The sequence below is a fragment of the Streptomyces sp. NBC_01808 genome (assembly GCF_035917395.1).
Lineage (GTDB): Bacteria > Actinomycetota > Actinomycetes > Streptomycetales > Streptomycetaceae > Streptomyces.
This window is the reverse complement of the sequence record NZ_CP109072.1, coordinates 7,016,253-7,034,237: the sequence shown is the minus strand read 5'-3', so window position 1 is coordinate 7,034,237 and position 17,985 is coordinate 7,016,253. Positions and strand designations below refer to the sequence as shown.

The window sequence follows — 17,985 nt, the reverse complement described above, 5'->3', positions numbered from 1 at the left end:
CCGCGCCTCGTCACAGGCGCGGGGCGCCACCGCGCCCGTACCGCGCACACCGGCACCGCCGGAGCCGAACCGCCTCGCGCAGGCCGCACAGCTCTCACCCCCGACGTTCCTCAAGCGTCCCCGACACGCTTCGCCGGAGGCAGCACCATGAACGAGATACTCGCCGCGATCCAGGCACCCGACAGCACGGCCGCCGACTTCGCCTCCCTGCCCCTGCCCGAGTCCTACCGGGCCGTGACGGTGCACAAGGACGAGACGGAGATGTTCGCAGGGCTCACCACCCGGCAGAAGGACCCGCGCAGGTCGCTGCACCTGGACGAGGTGCCGGTGCCGGAACTCGGCCCCGGCGAGGCCCTGGTGGCGGTCATGGCCAGCTCCGTGAACTACAACTCGGTGTGGACGTCGATCTTCGAGCCGCTGTCCACCTTCGCCTTCCTGGAGCGCTACGGCCGCCTCTCCCCCCTCGCCCGCCGCCACGACCTGCCGTACCACGTCATCGGCTCCGACCTCGCCGGCGTGGTGCTGCGCACCGGACCCGGCGTGGTCGCCTGGCGGCCGGGCGACGAGGTGGTGGCGCACTGCCTGTCGGTGGAGCTGGAGAGCGCCGACGGCCACGACGACACGATGCTCGACCCCGAGCAGCGCATCTGGGGCTTCGAGACCAACTTCGGCGGCCTGGCGGAGATCGCGCTGGTGAAGTCCAACCAGCTCATGCCCAAGCCGGACCACCTGTCCTGGGAGGAGGCCGCCGCCCCCGGGCTGGTCAACTCCACCGCGTACCGCCAGCTCGTCTCCCGCAACGGCGCCGCCATGAAGCAGGGAGACAACGTGCTCATCTGGGGCGCGAGCGGCGGACTCGGCTCGTATGCCACGCAGTTCGCGCTCGCCGGCGGCGCGACGCCCATCTGCGTGGTCTCCAGCCCCGAGAAGGCGGAGATCTGCCGCCGGATGGGCGCCGAGGCGATCATCGACCGGCGCGGCGAGGACTACCGCTTCTGGCGCGACGAGCACGAGCAGGACCCGCGCGAGTGGAAGCGCTTCGGCGCGCGCATCCGCGAGCTGACCGGCGGCGAGGACGTCGACATCGTCTTCGAGCACCCCGGCAGGGAGACCTTCGGCGCCTCCGTCTACGTCACCCGCCGCGGCGGCACCATCGTCACCTGCGCCTCGACCTCCGGCTTCGTGCACGAGTACGACAACCGCTACCTGTGGATGTCGCTGAAGCGGATCATCGGCTCGCACTTCGCCAACTACCGCGAGGCGTGGGAGGCGAACCGCCTCGTCGACAAGGGCCGGATCCACCCCACCCTGTCGAAGACCTACCCGCTGGCCGAGACCGGCCAGGCGGCGTACGACGTCCACCGCAACCTGCACCAGGGCAAGGTCGGCGTGCTCTGCCTCGCCCCCGCCGAGGGCCTGGGCGTACGGGACGAGGAGAAGCGCGCCGCGCACATCGACGCGATCAACCTCTTCCGCGGCGACCCCGCTCCGGGGAGGCAGCCGGCCGCGGCACCCGGCCTGCCGGGCGCGCCGGAGCGGTCCTTCGAGCACGCCGGGAACGTGTGATGGCGGCCAAGGACCGGCCCTGGCTGATGCGCACCTACGCGGGCCACTCCACCGCCGAGGCGTCCAACGAGCTGTACCGGCGCAACCTCGCCAAGGGCCAGACCGGCCTGTCCGTCGCCTTCGACCTGCCCACCCAGACCGGCTACGACCCCGACCACGTGCTCGCCCGTGGCGAGGTCGGCCGCGTCGGCGTCCCCGTCTCGCACCTGGGCGACATGCGCCGCCTCTTCGCGGGCATCCCGCTGGAGCGCACGAACACCTCCATGACCATCAACGCCACCGCGATGTGGCTGCTGGCGCTCTACCAGGTGGTCGCCGAGGAGCAGGGCCTGGACGAGGCGGGCGTCGCGAAGCTCGCGGGCACCACGCAGAACGACATCGTCAAGGAGTACCTCTCCCGCGGCACGTACGTCTTCCCGCCCGGCCCCTCGCTGCGGCTGACCACCGACACCATCGCGTACACGGTCGGGAAGATGCCGAAGTGGAACCCCATCAACATCTGCAGCTACCACCTCCAGGAGGCGGGCGCGACGCCGGTGCAGGAGATCGCGTACGCGATGGCCACCGCGACCGCCGTCCTGGACGCGGTCCGCGACTCCGGCCAGGTGCCGCCGGAGAAGCTGGGCGACGTCGTCGGCCGGATCTCCTTCTTCGTCAACGCCGGGGTCCGGTTCATCGAGGAGATGTGCAAGATGCGGGCGTTCACCCGCATCTGGGACACCCTCACCCGCGAGCGCTACGGCATCGAGGACCCCCGGCAGCGCCGCTTCCGCTACGGCGTGCAGGTCAACTCCCTCGGCCTGACCGAGGCGCAGCCGGAGAATAACGTCCAGCGCATCGTGCTGGAGATGCTGGCCGTGACGCTGTCGAAGGACGCCCGCGCCCGGGCCGTGCAGTTGCCCGCCTGGAACGAGGCGCTGGGCCTGCCGCGCCCGTGGGACCAGCAGTGGAGCCTGCGCATCCAGCAGGTGCTGGCGTACGAGAGCGACCTGCTGGAGCACCCCGACCTCTTCGACGGCAGCCACGTGGTGGAGGCGCGGGTGGCCGAGCTGGTCGAGGGCGCGACCGCCGAGATGGCGCACATCGAGCGGCTGGGCGGCGCCGTCGCGGCGGTGGAGTCCGGCTATCTCAAGGCGCGGCTCGTGGCCTCGCACGCCGAGCGGCGGGCCCGGATCGAGTCGGGCGAGGAGAAGATCGTCGGCGTCAACTGCCATACGGAGACCGAGCCCAGCCCGCTCACCGCGGACCTGGACGCCGCGATCACGACCGTCGACGCGGACGTGGAGGCGCGGGTCGTCGCCGCGATGCACGAGTGGCGGCTCTCCCGCGACGAGCCGCGCGTGCAGCGGGCGCTGACGGCGCTGAAGGCCGCCGCGGCGGGTACGGCCAACCTGATGCCCGCCTCCCTGGAGTGCGCCCGCGCCGGCGCCACCACCGGCGAGTGGGCCTGGGCGCTGCGCGACGTCTTCGGCGAGTTCCGCGCCCCCACGGGGGTCGGCGGCGCGCCGGTCGCCGTCCCGGCCGCGGAGACGGGCGGGGAGGCCGAACTCACCACCGTACGGGACCGGGCCGCGGGCACCGCCGCGGAGCTGGGCAGCGGGCGGCTGCGGCTGCTGGTCGGCAAGCCGGGCCTCGACGGGCACAGCAACGGCGCCGAGCAGATCGCCGTACGCGCCAGGGACGTCGGCTTCGAGGTCGTCTACCAGGGCATCCGGCTGACGCCCGAGCAGATCGCCGCCGCCGCGGTCGCCGAGGACGTGCACTGCGTCGGCCTGTCCATCCTCTCCGGCTCGCACGCCGAACTCGTCCCCGACGTCCTGGACCGGCTGCGCCGGGCGGGCGCGGGCGACGTGCCCGTGGTCGTCGGCGGCATCATCCCGGCGGCGGACGCCGAGGCGCTGCTCGCCGCCGGGGTGGCGGCCGTGTTCACCCCGAAGGACTTCGGAATCACGCAGATCATCGGCCGTATCGTCGACGAGATCAGACTGGCGAACAAGCTGGACCAGGAGGTCCCCGCATGAGTAGCCCTGTGTCAAGCCGTTGTTGGTTGGTCTTGGTTGAGGAGGGTCTGGAGGGCTCTGTGCCGGGTGGGGTCGTAGGCGATGCTGTCTTGCCAGCAGTGCCAGATGACGAAGAGCCAGGCGCGGGCGAGGATGCGGACGGCGTGTGGGTGGTCGTGTCCGCGGGTTCGGGCGCGGTTGTAGAGGCTGGCGGCCCAGGGGTTGGCGTGGCGGGAGTCTGCGGCGAAGTCGCAGACGGCGTCGCGGAGCTGTTTGTCGGCGGCCCAGCGGAAGCCGACGTGTCTGGCTTTGCCGGACTGTCGGGTGGAGGGGGCGACGCCGGCGAGGCAGGCGAGGGCTTCGGGGGTGGGGAAGCGGGCGCGGCAGTCGCCGATCTCGGCGAGCAGCCGGGCGGCGCGGACGGTGCCCGAGCGGGGCAGGGTGGTGAAGATGTGGGCGTCGGTGTGCAGGGCGAGTTGCTCGGCGATCTGCCGCTCCAGAGCGGTGATCTGTGTGTTCAGGCTGGTCAGTACGGTGAGCATGGCGCGGGTGATGTGGGCTTTGGCGGCGCCGTCGTCGCCGGTGGCGCCTCTGGGGGCGTCCAGGAGCCGCTGGTGCAGCACGGCGGGCCGGACGCGGCCGCAGTAGCCCACGCTCTTGAGCCAGGCGGCCAGCCGCCTCGGCGAGAGCCAGTCGGCGCGGTCCTGGCAGTCGAACCGGTGCAAGAACGCCAGGCTGATCGCGCTGTCGATGTCCCGGAAGAGACCGACCGCGCCGGGGAAGCAGTTCTGCAGGTGGGCGCGCAGCTGGTTGGCCAGCGCGACCCGGTGGCCGACGAGGTCTCTGCGGGCGCGGCAGGTCTGCCGCAGCGTGACGGTCGCCGGGCTGTCGGGCAGCAGCGGACGCAGCCGGGCCCGGTCGGTGCGCAGCGTGTCGGCCAGGACGAACGCGTCGAACCTGTCGTCCTTGTTACCCGCCGACCCGTACCGGGAGCGCAGGTTCTTCAGCTGGTTCGGGCTGATCACCACCACCGTGAACCCGGCGTGAAGGAGCGCATCGACGACCTTGCCGTCACCGCGCTCGATCGCCACTTCGGCCGCTTTGGCCGCCTGGAGCTTGCGGACCAGATCCCGCAGCCCCGGGCCGGTGTGCGCGACGGTGAACCGCTTGACTGCCCGTCCGGCGGCATCGACGACCGCGACCGCGTGATCATCGTTCGCCCAGTCGAGGCCCGCGGTCACACCGTTCGGTGCTACCGCCGGCAGGCTTGTGCTGGCAGACTCCATGTCAGCCTCTCCGCTGCTAGACCCAGTGGGGAGGCACCCTCGTATCGGTGCCGGAGCGTGTCTGCCAGTCCGCTCACTGTTCGGCGCTCGACGGCGCTCAGCCCTGTCGACGGTCTCCACGCCCCGGGCAACCGCCGGATCCCGCAGAACTCATGCCGGACGTCATCAACGCGTCGAGCGAGCAGGGCGGTAACCCGGCGGCACCTCGGGTGCATCAGCGGTCACACGACCACCGACACAAGGATGGTGCACCAGTGAGCCCCGCCCCCACCCCGTCCGCCGACCGCCTCCGGCCGCGGCGTTCCTGCCTCGCCGTTCCGGGGTCCAACCCCCGGTTCCTGGAGAAGGCGCAGGGGCTGCCCGCCGACCAGGTGTTCCTGGACCTGGAGGACGCTTGCGCGCCGCTCGCGAAGCCCGAGGCGCGGCACACCATCGTGAAGTTCCTCAACGAGGGCGACTGGAGCGGCAAGACGCGGGTGGTGCGGGTCAACGACTGGACGACGCACTGGACGTACCGCGACGTCATCACCGTCGTCGAGGGCGCCGGGCCGAACCTGGACTGCCTCATGCTGCCGAAGGTCCAGGACGCCGGGCAGATCACCGCGCTCGACCTGCTGCTCACCCAGATCGAGAAGACGATGGGCTTCGAGGCCGGCCGCATCGGCATCGAGGCGCAGATCGAGAACGCCAGGGGGCTGGTCAACGTCGACGCCATCGCCGCCGCCTCGCCGCGGCTGGAGACCATCGTCTTCGGGCCCGCCGACTTCATGGCGTCGATCAACATGAAGTCCCTGGTCGTCGGCCAGCAGCCGCCCGGCTACACGGCCGACGCCTACCACTACATCCTCATGCGGATCCTCATGGCCGCCCGCAGCCACGACCTCCAGGCCATCGACGGCCCGTACCTCCAGATCCGCGACGTCGACGGCTTCCGCGAGGTCGCGGGCCGCGCCGCCGCGCTCGGCTTCGACGGCAAGTGGGTGCTGCACCCGGGCCAGGTCGAGGCCGCCAACGAGGTCTTCTCGCCGTCCCAGGAGGACTACGACCACGCCGAGCTGATCCTCGACGCGTACGACTACTACACCTCGGACGAGGGCGGCAGGAAGGGCTCCGCGATGCTCGGCGACGAGATGATCGACGAGGCGAGCCGCAAGATGGCCCTCGTCATCTCGGGCAAGGGCCGCGCCGCCGGCATGACCCGCACCACCGCCTTCACCCCGCCGGAGGGCTGACATGCAGTTCGGACGCACCTACGAGGAGTTCGAGCCGGGCGCGGTGTACAAGCACTGGCCGGGCAAGACCGTCACCGAGTACGACGACCACCTCTTCTGCCTGCTGACCATGAACCACCACCCGCTGCACCTCGACGCCCACTACGCGGGCGAGACCACCGACTTCGGCCGCAACGTCGTCGTCGGCAACTACGTGTACTCGCTGCTGCTCGGCATGTCCGTGCCGGACGTCTCCGGCAAGGCGATCGCCAACCTGGAGGTCGAGTCGCTGAAGCACGTGGCGCCCACCTTCCACGGCGACACGGTCTACGGCGAGACGACCGTGCTCGACAAGTGGAGGTCGAAGTCGAAGGACGACCGCGGCATCGTGCACGTCGAGACCCGCGGGCACAAACAGGACGGCACCCTGGTCTGCGTCTTCCGGCGCAAGGTGATGGTGCCCACGGAGGCGTACGTCCGGGAGCGCGGCGGCGAGCAGCCGGGCCGCCCGGCGCCGGCCGAGCGCGGCGGGGAGCGGTGATGGGACGGCTGGCGCAGACGGAGGGGCTGACAGAGGTCCAGCGCGAGATCGTCGCCACGGTCCGCGACTTCGTCGACAAGGAGATCCTGCCGGTGGCCACCGACCTGGAGCACCGCGACGAGTATCCCGCGCAGATCGTCGAGGGCCTGAAGGACCTGGGCATTTTCGGCCTCATGGTCCCGGAGGAGTACGGCGGTCTCGGCGAGTCGCTGCTCACCTACGCGCTGTGCGTGGAGGAGATCGCCCGCGGCTGGATGAGCGTGTCGGGGATCATCAACACGCACTTCATCGTGGCGTACATGATCAAGCGGCACGGCACTCACGAGCAGCGGGAGCACTTCCTGCCGCTGATGGCCGCCGGCGAGGTGCGCGGCGCGTTCTCGATGTCGGAGCCCGGGCTCGGCTCGGACGTGGCGGCGATCACGTCCAAGGGCGTACGGGACGGGGAGAGCGGTGACTACCTGCTCACCGGACAGAAGATGTGGCTGACCAACGGCGGCACGTCGTCGCTGGTCGCGGTGCTCTGCCGGACGGACGAGGGGCTGGGCCCCGAGGCGCCCGCGCACCGGTCGATGACGACGTTCCTGGTGGAGAAGGAGCCGGGGTTCGGCACCGTGAAGCCGGGGCTGACCATCCCCGGCAAGATCGACAAGATGGGCTACAAGGGCGTCGACACCACCGAGCTGATCATGGACGGGCTGCGTGTCCCCGCCGACCGGGTGCTCGGCGGCCCCGAGGGGGCGGGCCGGGGCTTCTATCAGATGATGGACGGGGTGGAGGTGGGCCGCGTGAACGTCGCGGCGCGCGGCTGCGGCGTCGCCCAGCGTGCCTTCGAACTCGGCGTCGGCTACGCACAGCAGCGGCACACCTTCGGCCGGCAGATCGCCCGGCACCAGGCGATCCAGTTCAAACTGGCCGAGATGGCTACCAAGGTCGAGGCGGCGCATGCGATGATGGTGCGAGCGGCACGCAAAAAGGACACCGGAGAACGTAACGACCTAGAGGCGGGAATGGCCAAATATCTCGCTTCCGAGTACTGCAAGGAAGTCGTGGAAGACGCGTTCCGCATCCACGGCGGCTACGGCTTCTCCAAGGAGTACGAGATCGAGCGCCTCTACCGGGAGGCACCGATGCTTCTCATTGGCGAAGGTACCGCCGAGATCCAGAAAATGATCATTGGACGGCGACTACTGGAGGAGTACGGGTCCCAGGCGTGAAGGGCTGCTTCAGGGGCAGGCGGCAAGGGTGACGTGGCAGTCGGCCACGGGTCCCTGCGGGCGAAAGCTCGCTTCGGCTTGCCGAGTTGCCGGTGCCAACCGATAGCATCCCCGACAAGCCGCCGTCCCCCATCACCGCGGCCCCCTCCCGCTACGAAGGTCAAACATGCCCCACAGCCCAGATAACGTTCCGCGCCGCCGGATCCGCCTGGCGCGCGGCGCATCGCCGTGGCTCCTGCCGACCTTGGCCACCGCCGCCGTCACCGCCGTCCGCGCCCGCCGCAGCGGGCGCTGGCCCGACCGGCTGGCCGCCGTGCCCCCCGCCGCGCTGGCGGCGGGCATGCTGTGGTTCTTCCGCGACCCCGACCGCGAGATCGCCGAGGGCCGGGTCATCTCCCCCGCGGACGGCGTGGTGCAGAGCATCATGCCGTGGCCCGACGGCCGCACCCGGGTCGCGATCTTCATGAGCCCGCTGAACGTGCACGTGAACCGCGCCCCGCTGGCCGGCACCGTCCGCTCCGTGGAGCACGTCCCGGGCGGCTACGTCCCGGCGTTCAACAAGGAGAGCGAGAACAACGAGCGCGTCGTGTGGCACCTGGACACCGAGCTCGGCGACGTCGAGATGGTCCAGATCGCCGGCGCGGTCGCGCGCCGCATCGTGCCGTACGTGACCGGCGGCACCAAGGTCGAGCAGGGCGAGCGGGTCGGGCTGATCCGCTTCGGCTCCCGCGTCGACGTGTACCTGCCGCAGGGCATCGCCCCCGGCGTGGACGTCGGCCAGGCCACCACGGCGGGGGTGACTCGCCTTGACCGTGATTGATCCGGAGACGAAGGCCGGCTGGGTCCCCGAGGTCGACGAGGACGACGACGACATGCCGCTGTCCACGCGGCTGTCGATCGCCGACACCCTCACCCTGGCCAACGCGACCTGCGGCTTCCTCGCCGTCTACTTCACCACCACCGGCGTGCTGGTCCCGCACCTGGCGGGCGAGGACGCCGGCGGTATCGCCCGGCACAGCGCCGCCACCGCCGTGATCCTCATGCTGCTCGCCTCGGTCTTCGACCTCTTCGACGGCCTGGTGGCGCGCAAGCTGCGCAGCTCGGCGATGGGCGCGGAGCTGGACAACCTCTCCGACCTGATCAGCTTCGGGCTGGCGCCCGCGTACTTCGTGCTGGTCTACGGCATGGTCGCCGACGACGCGCACCAGCGGGTGTCCACGGTGGCCGCGGTCGCGGTGGTGCTGGCGGTGGTGCTGCGGCTTGCCCGGTTCTCCTGCGTCACCGTGCGGGACGGCGTCTTCCAGGGCATGCCGAGCCCCTTCGGGGCGCTGACGGTGATCTCGGTGGTGCTGCTGGAGCTGCCGTTCGTGCCGACGCTGCTGGCGATCGTCGGGGTGGCCTGGCTGATGGTGAGCCGCGTGGAGTACCCCAAGCCGCGCGGGCGACTCGCGGTGGCCACGCTCGTGTGGATCTTCATCAGCATGACCTGCCTGGGCGCGTGGGCGTTCGACGCGCCGAACGGGCAGTTGCTGCTCCAGACCGGCTGCGCGCTGCAGATCGTGACGGCCGCGACCATCCCGCTGTTCGCCACCGCCCGCCGGGTGAACACCTTCCGCGTCGGCCGCCGCGAGGCGCGCGCCGCCGCACAGGGCTGAGCGGGGCCGCCGAGGCTCTTCGCGGGTCCTGGCTGGGCTCCACGGTCCGGCAGGGCGCGCCCGCGGGCCGCGGGGCCCGTAGCGTACGAGAACGACCGGCGCCGCGTCCGGGGGATCGCTCCCCCGGGCGCGGCGGCTTTTCCGGCCTGCCCGCCCTGGATCGGGGTCAGACGGGCTGCCAGGCGGGGACGTTCGGCGTCTCCCAGCCGGCGCTGTCGGCCCGGCTCCGCCGCATCGAGCGGGTGGCGGGCGGCGAGCTGTTCACGCGCACCCCGCGGGGCGTACAGCCCACGCCGCTGGGCGAGTTCGTGCTCTCCAAGGCACACCGGGTGCTCGGCGAGATGGAGGCGCTGGCGGCCGGCGCCCGCGCCGCTGCGGCGGGGCCGCTGCGGCTGGGGAGCATCGTGCCGGTGATGCTCGGCGCGCTGGTCGCGGAGCTGGACGAGCTGCTGCCGGGGCGGCAGACGACGGTCGACGGCGAGGACTCGGTCACGGCGCTGACCCGGCTGCTGGGCTCCGGCCACTACGACGCGATCCTCTACGGCGAGGTCCCGGCAACGCCGCGCGGTCCCGGCGGAACAGGCGGGGGCGCTGTACCGGGCGGCGGCGCGGGCGTATGTGGCGGGGTTGGCGAACAACCCGCGGTACGGGGCGTGGTGGAAGGAACACCCGGAGGTACACCCGGAACGGACGTGAGGGGGCGGGAGGGGTGCCGCCGGGGGCCGGGGGACGTATCCCGAAGGCGGTCCGGGACGCAGCCGTGATGACGAGTCGCTTGGCGATGCCACCGCCGGATCACCCGATTCCGGTGACGGGACCACTACCGGGCTCCCTTCATCGCCTGGGTGCCGATAACCGCGAGAAGGGTGGCGGCCGCCGACACCGACGGCACCGCCGACGCCGCCGAGTTGCGCGCAGAACTCGGCCGTGTCCGCGCGCTTGGCGTGCATGTCGACTCTGTGCCGTATGTCCGCTTCAGTGACGGGACGGTCCTCGAAGGCGCGCAGCCGGAGGATGCCTACCGCGCGGCGCTGACCGCGCTCACGCCGGCCGGATGACGTTCCGGGGGCCCGGGGCGGAGTCCCGGATTCGGGGAGGGGCGGGTACGGGGAGACCCCCCACCGGTCACACGTAGTCGCGGGCCAGGGTTTCCGCCACCGACTCCAGCAACGGGCCCGCGTTGCGCATCGAGCACTCCACGTCCGGTTCCACCGCGGACAGCGCGTACGCCCGCTCGATCCCCGCCCCCCGCAGCGCCGTCTCGTCGATCGACAGCCCCCCGCACACCGCCACCACCCGCTTCCCCGCCGCGCGCGCCGCCGCCGCCACGCCCGCCGGGGCCTTGCCGTGCAGCGTCTGGCGGTCCAGCGAGCCCTCCCCCGTGATCACGAGGTCCGCCCGCGCGACCGCCGCTGCGAAGCCCAGGACGTCGAGCAGCACCTCGATGCCGGGCCGGAAGACCGCGCCGAGGCCGATCAGCGCCCCGTAGCCGATGCCTCCCGCCGCCCCCGCGCCCGGTTCCCGCGCCAGGGCGGCCGCCCGCGGCCCCACGGCCTCCTCCAGCACCCGCACGTAGTGCGCCAGCGCCGCGTCCAGCGCCTCGACGTCCGCCGCGCTCGCGCCCTTCTGCGGGCCGTAGACCGCCGGTGCTCCGGTCGGGCCGGTCAGCGGGTTGTCGACGTCGCTGGCGAGGATCAGCTCCACGGATGCGAACCGCGGGTCGATCCCGCTCAGGTCCGCCCGCGCGAGATCCGCCAGCGGCCCGCCACCGGGGCCCACCGGCGCCCCGTCCGCGTCCAGGAAGACCCCGCCCAGCGCCGCGAGCATGCCCGCGCCGCCGTCCGTGGTCGCGCTGCCGCCGACGCCGAAGACGATGCTCCGCGCCCCGGCGTCGAGCGCCGCACGCAGGAGTTCGCCGCTGCCGTACGTGGTGGCGGTGCGCGGCGCGAAGTGGCCGGGGGGCAACAGTTGCAGCCCGGACGCCTCGGCCATCTCGACGACGGCGGTGTCCTCGCGCAGCGCGTACGCCGCGGTGACCGGTTCGCCGAGCGGCCCCGTGACCCGTGCCTCGCGGCGCTCGAAGCCGGCCGCCAGCGCCGCGGCCACCGTGCCGTCGCCGCCGTCCGCGACGGGCAGGGCCTCGACGGCGAGGCCGGGCGCGACCTTGCGCAGCCCGGCCGTCACCCGCTGGGCGACCTCTTCTGCGGTGAGGGAGCCCTTGAACTTGTCGGCCGCGATCAGCACCCGGGTCACCGATCCGTGCGTCACTTGCCACCCCTCGCTCTGGTCCTGGTCACGCCGCTGCGACCCTATCCGCAAGCCCCCCGGATTGCCCATCGGGCCCGGGGCCGGCGCTTTCGCCGGCCCCGGGACCGTACGGCCGCGGCGGCAGGGGCTCTCAGCCCTCCCGCCGCTCCAGCGCGAGCAACTGCTTCTTGCGGTCGATCCCGCCCCCGTATCCGGTGAGGCTGCCGTTCGCGCCGACGACGCGGTGGCAGGGGACGATGATCCCGACGGGGTTGCGCCCGTTGGCCATGCCGACGGCGCGGGAGGCGGCGGGGTTGCCGACGCGCTCGGCGAGTTCGCCGTAGGAGATCGTCTCGCCGTACGGGATCTGCCGCAGTTGCTCCCACACCCGCTGCTGGAACGGCGTGCCGGCCAGGTGCAGCGGCAGGTCGAAGCCGGTGCGCTCGCCCGCGAAGTACGCCGTGAGCTGCGCCGCCGCCGCCGCGAACGGCGGGTCCGCGGGGTCGGCGGGGGTGCCGAAGGTCTCCTCGGCGGGGCGGTGGCGCTGGTCGGTCATGTAGAGCCCGGTGAGGCTGTCGTCCTCCGCGACGAGGGTGAGGGGTCCTACGGGGCTGTCGACTGTGGTGTGGGTTCGCATGTCCTTCACTCCGTGGGCATCAGGTTGATCGGGTGGTCGCCGGCGGGCGGCGCCGCCCAGAGGTACTGCACGGCGTACGCGCGCCAGGGCCGCCAGGCGGCCGAGTGGCGGACGAGGGCCGCGGGGCTGCCGGGCAGGCCGAGTCCTGCGGCGGCCTTGCGGACGCCGAGGTCGGTGGCCGGAAAGGCGTCGGGGTCGCCGAGGGCGCGCATGGCGACGACCTCGACGGTCCAGGGGCCGATGCCGGGCAGCTCGGCGAGCTGGTGGCGGGCCTGCTCCCAGTCGCTGCCGCCGCCGAGGTCGAGATCGCCGGCGGCCAGGGCGGCGACGAGCGCGGTGAGGGTGGTGCGCCGGGACTGCGGCATGGCCAGGGCGGCGGGGTCGAGTCCGGCGAGGGCGCCGGGCTCGGGAAAGAGGTGGGTGAGGCCGCCTTCCGTGTCCTCGATCTCCGTCCCGTACGCGGTGACCAGCCGTCCCGCGTGGGTGCGGGCGGCGGCGGTGGAGACCTGCTGGCCGAGGACGGCCCGTACGGCGAACTCGGCGCCATCGGTCGTACGCGGCACGCGCCGCCCGGGCGCCTTGGCGATCAGCTCGGCGAGCTGCGGGTCGCGGGCGAGCTGCTCGTCGACGGCGACGGGGTCGGCGTCGAGGTCGAGCAGCCGGCGGCAGCGGCTGATGGCGATGGCCAGGTCGCGCTGGTCGGTGAGGGCGAGGCGGGCCGAGATATAGGGATGAGGGCCGGGCACGGGGGTGAGCGAGGCGATGCCGTGCCCGTACGGGAGCCGCAGCGTGCGCCGGTACGCGCCGCCGCGCCACTCCTCCACCCCGGGGACGGCGGTGGCGACGAGGTGGCCGAAGAGGTTGTCGGGGGTGAGCGGCTGCCGGAAGGGCAGCCGGAGACTGATGACGCCGGGGGCGCCGGTCCCGGTGCCACCGCTTCTGCCGCCGGTGCCGGTCACGCCGGTCGCGCCGGTCGCGCCGCCCGTCCCGGCGCGGGTGCGGGCGGCGCGGCGGCGCAGCTCGGTGGGGGCGAGGGCGAAGACCTCCTGGACGGTGTCGTTGAAGGTGCGGATGGAGGAGAAGCCCGCGGCGAAGGCGATGTCGCCCATGGGCAGCGGGGAGGTCTCGATGAGGACGCGCGCGGTCTGGGCGCGCTGGGCGCGGGCGAGCGCGAGCGGTCCCGCGCCCAGCTCGGCGCGGAGCTGGCGCTCGATCTGCCGGGCGCTGTAGCCGAGCCGGGCGGCGAGCCCCTCGACGCCGTCGCGGTCGACGACGCCGTCGGCGATGAGCCGCATGGCGCGGGCGGTGAGGTCGGCCCGGTGGTTCCACTCGGGGGAGCCGGGGCTGGTGTCGGGGCGGCACCGCTTGCAGGCGCGGAAGCCGGCCTGCTGGGCGGCGGCGGCGCTGGGGTAGAACCGCATGTTCTGGGGCTTGGGCGGGACGACGGGGCAACTGGGCCGGCAGTAGATGCCGGTGGTCAGCACCCCGGTGAAGAACCAGCCGTCGAAGCGGGCGTCCTTGGACTGGACGGCCCGTACGCAGCGCTCCGTATCGGTGAACATGTCTCCAGCGTCGTCCACCGCGAGGGCGAAAGCTAGCGAGAATCCGACATGACGGTGCGGCGGCGGTACGGCTCCGCCGACCCGGGCGCGCCGCCCGTCAGCGGGACCGCGTCAGCGTGCGGAAGACCGCGCGGGCCGCGTTGTGGCCGCCCATCCCGTGCACGCCGGGCCCCGGGTACGTGGACGAGGAGCACAGGAAGACGCGGGGGTGGACCGTGGCCCACGGCACCCGGGCGAGCCGCGGGCGCATGAGGGTCTGCATGCCGGAGAACGCACCGGAGGCGATGTCCCCGCCGACGTAGTTGGCGTTGCGCGCGGCCAGTTGCGGCGGTCCTGCGGTGGCGCGGGCCAGCACCAGGTCGCGGAAGCCGGGCGCGAAGCGCTCCAACTGCCGCTCGATGGCGTCGGTGGCGTCACCCTCCCAGCCGTTGGGCACGTGCCCGTAGACCCAGAAGGTGTGCTTGCCCTCGGGCGCGCGGGTGGGGTCGACGATGGTGGGCTGGCAGGTGATGAGGAACGGCACGGCGGGCGCGACGCCGTTCACGGCGGCGTCGAGGGCCGCGCCGATCTCGCCCTCGGTGGGTCCGACGTGCACCGTCGTGGCGCGCCGGGCCTCCTCCGAGGTCCACGGCATCGGCCCGTCCAGGGCGTAGTCGATCTTGAACACGGACGGTCCGTAGCGGAAGCCGTCGTACGCGCCGCCGAGCCCGGCGATGCGCGCCAGCGCGGTCGGCGAGGTGTCGAAGACGTACGCGCGCGCCGGCGGCAGCTCGTCCAGCCGCTTGACCTCGATCCCGGTGTGGATCTCGCCGCCCAGCTCGCGCAGGTACGCGGCGAGCGCGTCGGAGATGGCCTGCGAGCCGCCGCGGGCCACCGGCCAGCCGACGGCGTGGCCGGCGAGCGCGAAGGTCAGCGCCATGGCCGCGGTGATCGGCGTGTGCAGCGGCGCGATCGCGTGCGCGGCGAGGCCGGCGATCATGCCGCGGGCGTGCGCGCCCTGGAAGCGGCGGTTCAGCAGCGAGGCGGGCATGGCGAGCTGGCCGAGCCGCAGGAGGGTGACGGGGTCGCGGGGCACGGAGCGCAGCGAGGCGGTGAAGAAGTCCCACGACAGCGTCTCCCACTTGCCGAGGAACGGCTCGACTAGCCGCCGGTAGACGCCCGCGTCGCGGGTGCCGAGCGACATCGCCGTCTCGCCCACGGAGCGGGAGAGGACGGCCGCGGAGCCGTCGGGGAACGGATGCGCCATGGCCAGTTCGCCGTGCACCCACGCCAGGCCGTGCTCGGCCAGCGGCAGTTCGCCGAAGACCGGGGAGCCGATGCCGAAGGGGTGGGCCGCGGAGCAGGGGTCGTGCCGGAAGCCCGGCAGGGTCAGCTCGGCGGTGCTCGCCCCGCCGCCGATGGTGTCGCGGGCCTCGAAGACCTCGACCGTGAAGCCGCGTCGGGCGAGTTCGACGGCGGCGGTCAGCCCGTTGGGCCCCGCGCCTACGACCACCACGTCGACCAGCGTCGTCATCCGCCTCGCCACTCCCGTCGTCGCTGACTGGGGTCAGGGCTCTTCCGGTGGAACAGTCCCGGGCCTGCCGCCCCGCGCCGGCCTGATCCCGGCAGCAGGACCCTAGGGCGCCGCCCCCGGTACGCCTCGGCCGGGTCCGGCCAGCAGGGCAAGGATATGACGCGCCGTTTCCGCGTCCCGCGCCGCGGTGAACGGAAGCGCGTTGCCGCCGGCCACGCGGAACGGCTCCCCCGCGACCGTACCGCTGGCGCCGCCCGCCTCGGCGACGAGCAGCAGGCCCGCGGCGTGGTCCCAGGGCTTCTCCCACGAGAACGCCACGGCGTCGATCTCGCCGCGGGCCACGGACAGGTAGTCGTGGCCGGCGGAGCCGCAGGGCCTGGCCCGTACCCCGGGGACGTCGAGGCGGGCGAGCGCCCGCTTCTCGGCGTCGGTGGTGAAGTCGTGGTGGGAGACCGCGACGTGCAGCTCCTGCCCGGGCTCGGGCACGCCGGAGTGCAGTTCCTCGCCCCCGACGACGTACGCGCCGCCGCCGCGGCGGGCGACGGCTATGAGGTCCTTCGCCGGCAGGTACGTCCAGGAGGCCAGCACCTCGCCGCGGTGGGCGAGGGCGACGAGCATGCAGAAGCCGGGCTCGCCGCGGACGAACTGCCGGGTGCCGTCGACGGGGTCCACGATCCACACCGGCGCGTCCTCGCGCAGCGCGGCGAGCCGCCCGGGGTCGGCGTGCGTCCCCTCCTCGCCGACGAGCACGGACCCGGGCAGCAGCGCGGTCAGGCTGCGCTCCAGGTGCAGCTCGGCGTTCCGGTCGGCGACCGTGACCAGGTCGTGGGGGCCGTCCTTCTGCACGATCTCGTCGGCACTGAGCTGCCGGAAGCGGGGCATGACCTCCTCGGCCGACGCCTTGCGCAGGGCGTCCTCGACGCGGTCGAGGGCGTCGGCGGAGGCCAGGAAGTCGTCGATCATATGTCCATCGAACCACGCGGCAGCCCCGGACGCGGATACGGAGAGGATGCGCAACTCGGACTACTCCTCACCCGCCCCGCCCACGCCGGCATCCCGGTCTCCGACCTGAACGCCCCGATCTGGCGCGCACGGCGCCCACGACCGCCGCCCGCAACGTCGGTCAGACGCCGGCACCCTGTGACATGCGCCACAACACGACACTTTCCATTAGGTAACCACTTTCCTCATGAAAGTAGCTTGAGGGCAAACGAAAGACATCCCAGGAGCGTAGATGTCAACCAGTAGCCAGTTCCGCGTGATGCGACCAGGCGGTTGCCTCGTCGTAGCGGGTGCCGGTTTTGAGGCATCCGTGGAGGATGCCGACGAGCCGGTTGGCGAGCTGGCGCAGGGCGGCGTTGTGGCCCTTGCCCCGGTCGCGTTGCCGCCAGTAGTAGGCGCGCGCGTTGGACGAGACCTTCAGCGTGCTGAATACCTGGGTGAGCAGGGCGTCGATGAGCCGGTCGTTGTGGACGAACCGGGCCAGGGCGACCTTCTTCTTGCCGGAGGCGCGGGTGATCGGGGAGGTGCCGGCGTAGTTCTTGCGGGCCTTGGCCGAGGTGTAACGGTCGGGATCGTCGCCGAACTCTGCGAGCACCCGGGCGCCGAGGACGACTCCCAGCCCGGGCTGGGAGAGGATGATCTCAGCGGCCGGGTGCCGCCCAAAATGCGCCTCGACCTGCCCCTCCAGGGCCTTGATCTGGGTGTTCAGAGTGGTCAGGACCGCTATCAGCGCCGTGATGGACGCGGCGTAGGCGGCGGCGACTTCCTCGGGCTGGCCAAGGTGCCGCTCGCGCAGCGCCGCCTGGATCGAAGCCGCCTTGACGGCCACGTTCTTGCGGCGGGCGCGCTTGAGCGAGGCACTGATCTGGCTCACCGTCAGCTTCGCGGCCTGGGCCGGAGTGGGCGCCTTGCCGAGCAGCTCCAGCGTGTCGGAAGCATCCAGGTCGTCGAAGGCGGCCAGCGCGGCGGGGAAGTAGTCGCGCAGCGCGTGCCGCAGCCGCTGGGTGTGCCGGGTGCGTTCCCAGATCAGCGTCTTGTGGGTGCGGGTGACCACCTTGACGGCCTCGGCCTGCGCGGAGTCTGCGGCCACCGGCCGCAGCTCGTGGCTGTGTGTGCGGACCATGTCGGCCAGCACGTGCGCGTCGCCCGGATCGCTCTTGGCTCCCGAGACCCCGAGCCGGTCACGGAACCGGGCGGCCTGCAGCGGGTTGACGGCGAGCACCGTGTACCCCGCCGTGACCAGCGCCCGCACCCACGGGCCACGGTCGGTCTCGATCCCCACCACGACCTCGGCCCCGTCGGCGGCCTCTCCTGCCGCCTCGCCCACCAGCGCGTGCAGCCGGACCATCCCGGCCACTCCCTCGGGCAGCCGTGCCCTGGCCAGCCGCCGCCCCGCGGAGTCCATCACCTCGATGTCGTGATGGTCCTCGGCCCAGTCGTCCCCCACGAACAGTCGCGACGGTCCTCCCGCTCTCGATGCCGATCACCTTCAGCAGCCTGCCGGAGAACCATCAGCGACCTAATCAAGCAGTGCTCACGCCCAGGTGC

The 17,985-nt window shown here is 72.7% G+C and carries 16 protein-coding genes; 9 read left to right on the top strand and 7 right to left on the bottom strand.

What is annotated here, in order from left to right; all coding sequences use genetic code 11:
* Positions 1-147: 147 nt before the first annotated feature.
* A complete protein-coding gene (gene ccrA, locus OG946_RS31045; RefSeq protein WP_326799271.1) occupies positions 148-1,566 on the top strand; it encodes a crotonyl-CoA carboxylase/reductase in 1,419 nt (472 codons plus the stop codon).
* Positions 1,566-3,587: a protein meaA gene (locus OG946_RS31040; RefSeq protein ID WP_326799270.1), complete on the top strand. Its 2,022-nt coding sequence runs from the start codon at positions 1,566-1,568 to the stop codon at positions 3,585-3,587. The genes ccrA and OG946_RS31040 overlap by 1 nt, the downstream gene beginning before the upstream one ends.
* Before the next feature lie 11 nt (positions 3,588-3,598).
* On the opposite strand, the gene OG946_RS31035 is transcribed toward OG946_RS31040, so the two are convergent.
* Positions 3,599-4,852: an IS110 family transposase gene (locus OG946_RS31035; protein ID WP_326799269.1), complete on the bottom strand. Its 1,254-nt coding sequence runs from the start codon at positions 4,850-4,852 to the stop codon at positions 3,599-3,601.
* A gap of 254 nt (positions 4,853-5,106) precedes the next feature.
* On the opposite strand from OG946_RS31035, the gene OG946_RS31030 reads away from it, so the two are divergent.
* The 7 genes from OG946_RS31030 to OG946_RS31000 all read left to right on the top strand — a co-directional run bounded on the left by OG946_RS31030 (position 5,107) and on the right by OG946_RS31000 (position 10,534).
* Entirely contained in the window at positions 5,107-6,084 is a 978-nt protein-coding gene (locus OG946_RS31030) for an HpcH/HpaI aldolase/citrate lyase family protein (RefSeq protein ID WP_326799268.1), read from the top strand.
* A gap of 1 nt (position 6,085) precedes the next feature.
* Positions 6,086-6,604, top strand: a complete 519-nt coding sequence (locus tag OG946_RS31025; RefSeq protein ID WP_326799267.1) for a MaoC family dehydratase — start codon at positions 6,086-6,088, stop codon at positions 6,602-6,604.
* Entirely contained in the window at positions 6,604-7,821 is a 1,218-nt protein-coding gene (locus OG946_RS31020; RefSeq protein ID WP_326799266.1) for an acyl-CoA dehydrogenase family protein, read from the top strand. The genes OG946_RS31025 and OG946_RS31020 overlap by 1 nt, the downstream gene beginning before the upstream one ends.
* A 166-nt stretch (positions 7,822-7,987) precedes the next feature.
* A complete protein-coding gene (locus OG946_RS31015; protein WP_047018782.1) occupies positions 7,988-8,641 on the top strand; it encodes a phosphatidylserine decarboxylase in 654 nt (217 codons plus the stop codon).
* Positions 8,628-9,476 carry a CDP-diacylglycerol--serine O-phosphatidyltransferase gene (gene pssA, locus OG946_RS31010; protein WP_078898493.1) on the top strand — a complete coding sequence of 283 codons (849 nt, stop codon included), beginning with the start codon at positions 8,628-8,630 and terminating at the stop codon, positions 9,474-9,476. The genes OG946_RS31015 and pssA overlap by 14 nt, the downstream gene beginning before the upstream one ends.
* A 242-nt stretch (positions 9,477-9,718) precedes the next feature.
* Positions 9,719-10,240, top strand: coding sequence for a hypothetical protein (locus tag OG946_RS31005; protein WP_326799265.1), 522 nt, complete (start codon positions 9,719-9,721; stop codon positions 10,238-10,240).
* A gap of 102 nt (positions 10,241-10,342) precedes the next feature.
* Entirely contained in the window at positions 10,343-10,534 is a 192-nt protein-coding gene (locus OG946_RS31000) for a hypothetical protein (protein ID WP_326799264.1), read from the top strand.
* A 67-nt stretch (positions 10,535-10,601) separates the two neighbouring features.
* Here the strand turns inward: OG946_RS31000 and OG946_RS30995 are convergent, their stop codons facing one another.
* From OG946_RS30995 to OG946_RS30970, 6 genes are all read right to left on the bottom strand, one after another.
* Complete coding sequence (locus OG946_RS30995) at positions 10,602-11,729, bottom strand: glycerate kinase (RefSeq protein WP_326800420.1); 1,128 nt, start codon at positions 11,727-11,729, stop codon at positions 10,602-10,604.
* A gap of 145 nt (positions 11,730-11,874) precedes the next feature.
* Positions 11,875-12,360 (bottom strand): methylated-DNA--[protein]-cysteine S-methyltransferase, encoded by a 486-nt coding sequence (locus tag OG946_RS30990; RefSeq protein WP_326799263.1) that lies wholly within the window; start codon positions 12,358-12,360, stop codon positions 11,875-11,877.
* Positions 12,361-12,365: 5 nt separating this feature from the next.
* Entirely contained in the window at positions 12,366-13,922 is a 1,557-nt protein-coding gene (locus OG946_RS30985; protein ID WP_326799262.1) for an AlkA N-terminal domain-containing protein, read from the bottom strand.
* A 97-nt stretch (positions 13,923-14,019) separates the two neighbouring features.
* Positions 14,020-15,435, bottom strand: a complete 1,416-nt coding sequence (locus OG946_RS30980; RefSeq protein ID WP_326799261.1) for a phytoene desaturase family protein — start codon at positions 15,433-15,435, stop codon at positions 14,020-14,022.
* Between the two features lie 102 nt (positions 15,436-15,537).
* Positions 15,538-16,398, bottom strand: a complete 861-nt coding sequence (locus OG946_RS30975) for an inositol monophosphatase family protein (RefSeq protein WP_326799260.1) — start codon at positions 16,396-16,398, stop codon at positions 15,538-15,540.
* Positions 16,399-16,672: 274 nt separating this feature from the next.
* Positions 16,673-17,890, bottom strand: coding sequence for an IS110 family transposase (locus OG946_RS30970; protein ID WP_326800419.1), 1,218 nt, complete (start codon positions 17,888-17,890; stop codon positions 16,673-16,675).
* Positions 17,891-17,985: the final 95 nt, after the last annotated feature.

Bases quoted from the DNA above. Each gene is read 5' to 3' on its own strand.
- OG946_RS31025 (WP_326799267.1), top strand. From the start codon at position 6,086: ATGCAGTTCGGACGCACCTACGAGGAGTTCGAGCCGGGCGCGGTGTAC.
- OG946_RS30985 (WP_326799262.1), bottom strand. From the start codon at position 13,922: ATGTTCACCGATACGGAGCGCTGCGTACGGGCCGTCCAGTCCAAGGAC.
- OG946_RS31040 (WP_326799270.1), top strand. From the start codon at position 1,566: ATGGCGGCCAAGGACCGGCCCTGGCTGATGCGCACCTACGCGGGCCAC.
- OG946_RS31035 (WP_326799269.1), bottom strand. From the start codon at position 4,852: ATGGAGTCTGCCAGCACAAGCCTGCCGGCGGTAGCACCGAACGGTGTG.
- OG946_RS30975 (WP_326799260.1), bottom strand. From the start codon at position 16,398: ATGATCGACGACTTCCTGGCCTCCGCCGACGCCCTCGACCGCGTCGAG.
- OG946_RS31020 (WP_326799266.1), top strand. From the start codon at position 6,604: ATGGGACGGCTGGCGCAGACGGAGGGGCTGACAGAGGTCCAGCGCGAG.
- OG946_RS30990 (WP_326799263.1), bottom strand. From the start codon at position 12,360: ATGCGAACCCACACCACAGTCGACAGCCCCGTAGGACCCCTCACCCTC.
- ccrA (WP_326799271.1), top strand. From the start codon at position 148: ATGAACGAGATACTCGCCGCGATCCAGGCACCCGACAGCACGGCCGCC.
- OG946_RS30980 (WP_326799261.1), bottom strand. From the start codon at position 15,435: ATGACGACGCTGGTCGACGTGGTGGTCGTAGGCGCGGGGCCCAACGGG.
- OG946_RS31015 (WP_047018782.1), top strand. From the start codon at position 7,988: ATGCCCCACAGCCCAGATAACGTTCCGCGCCGCCGGATCCGCCTGGCG.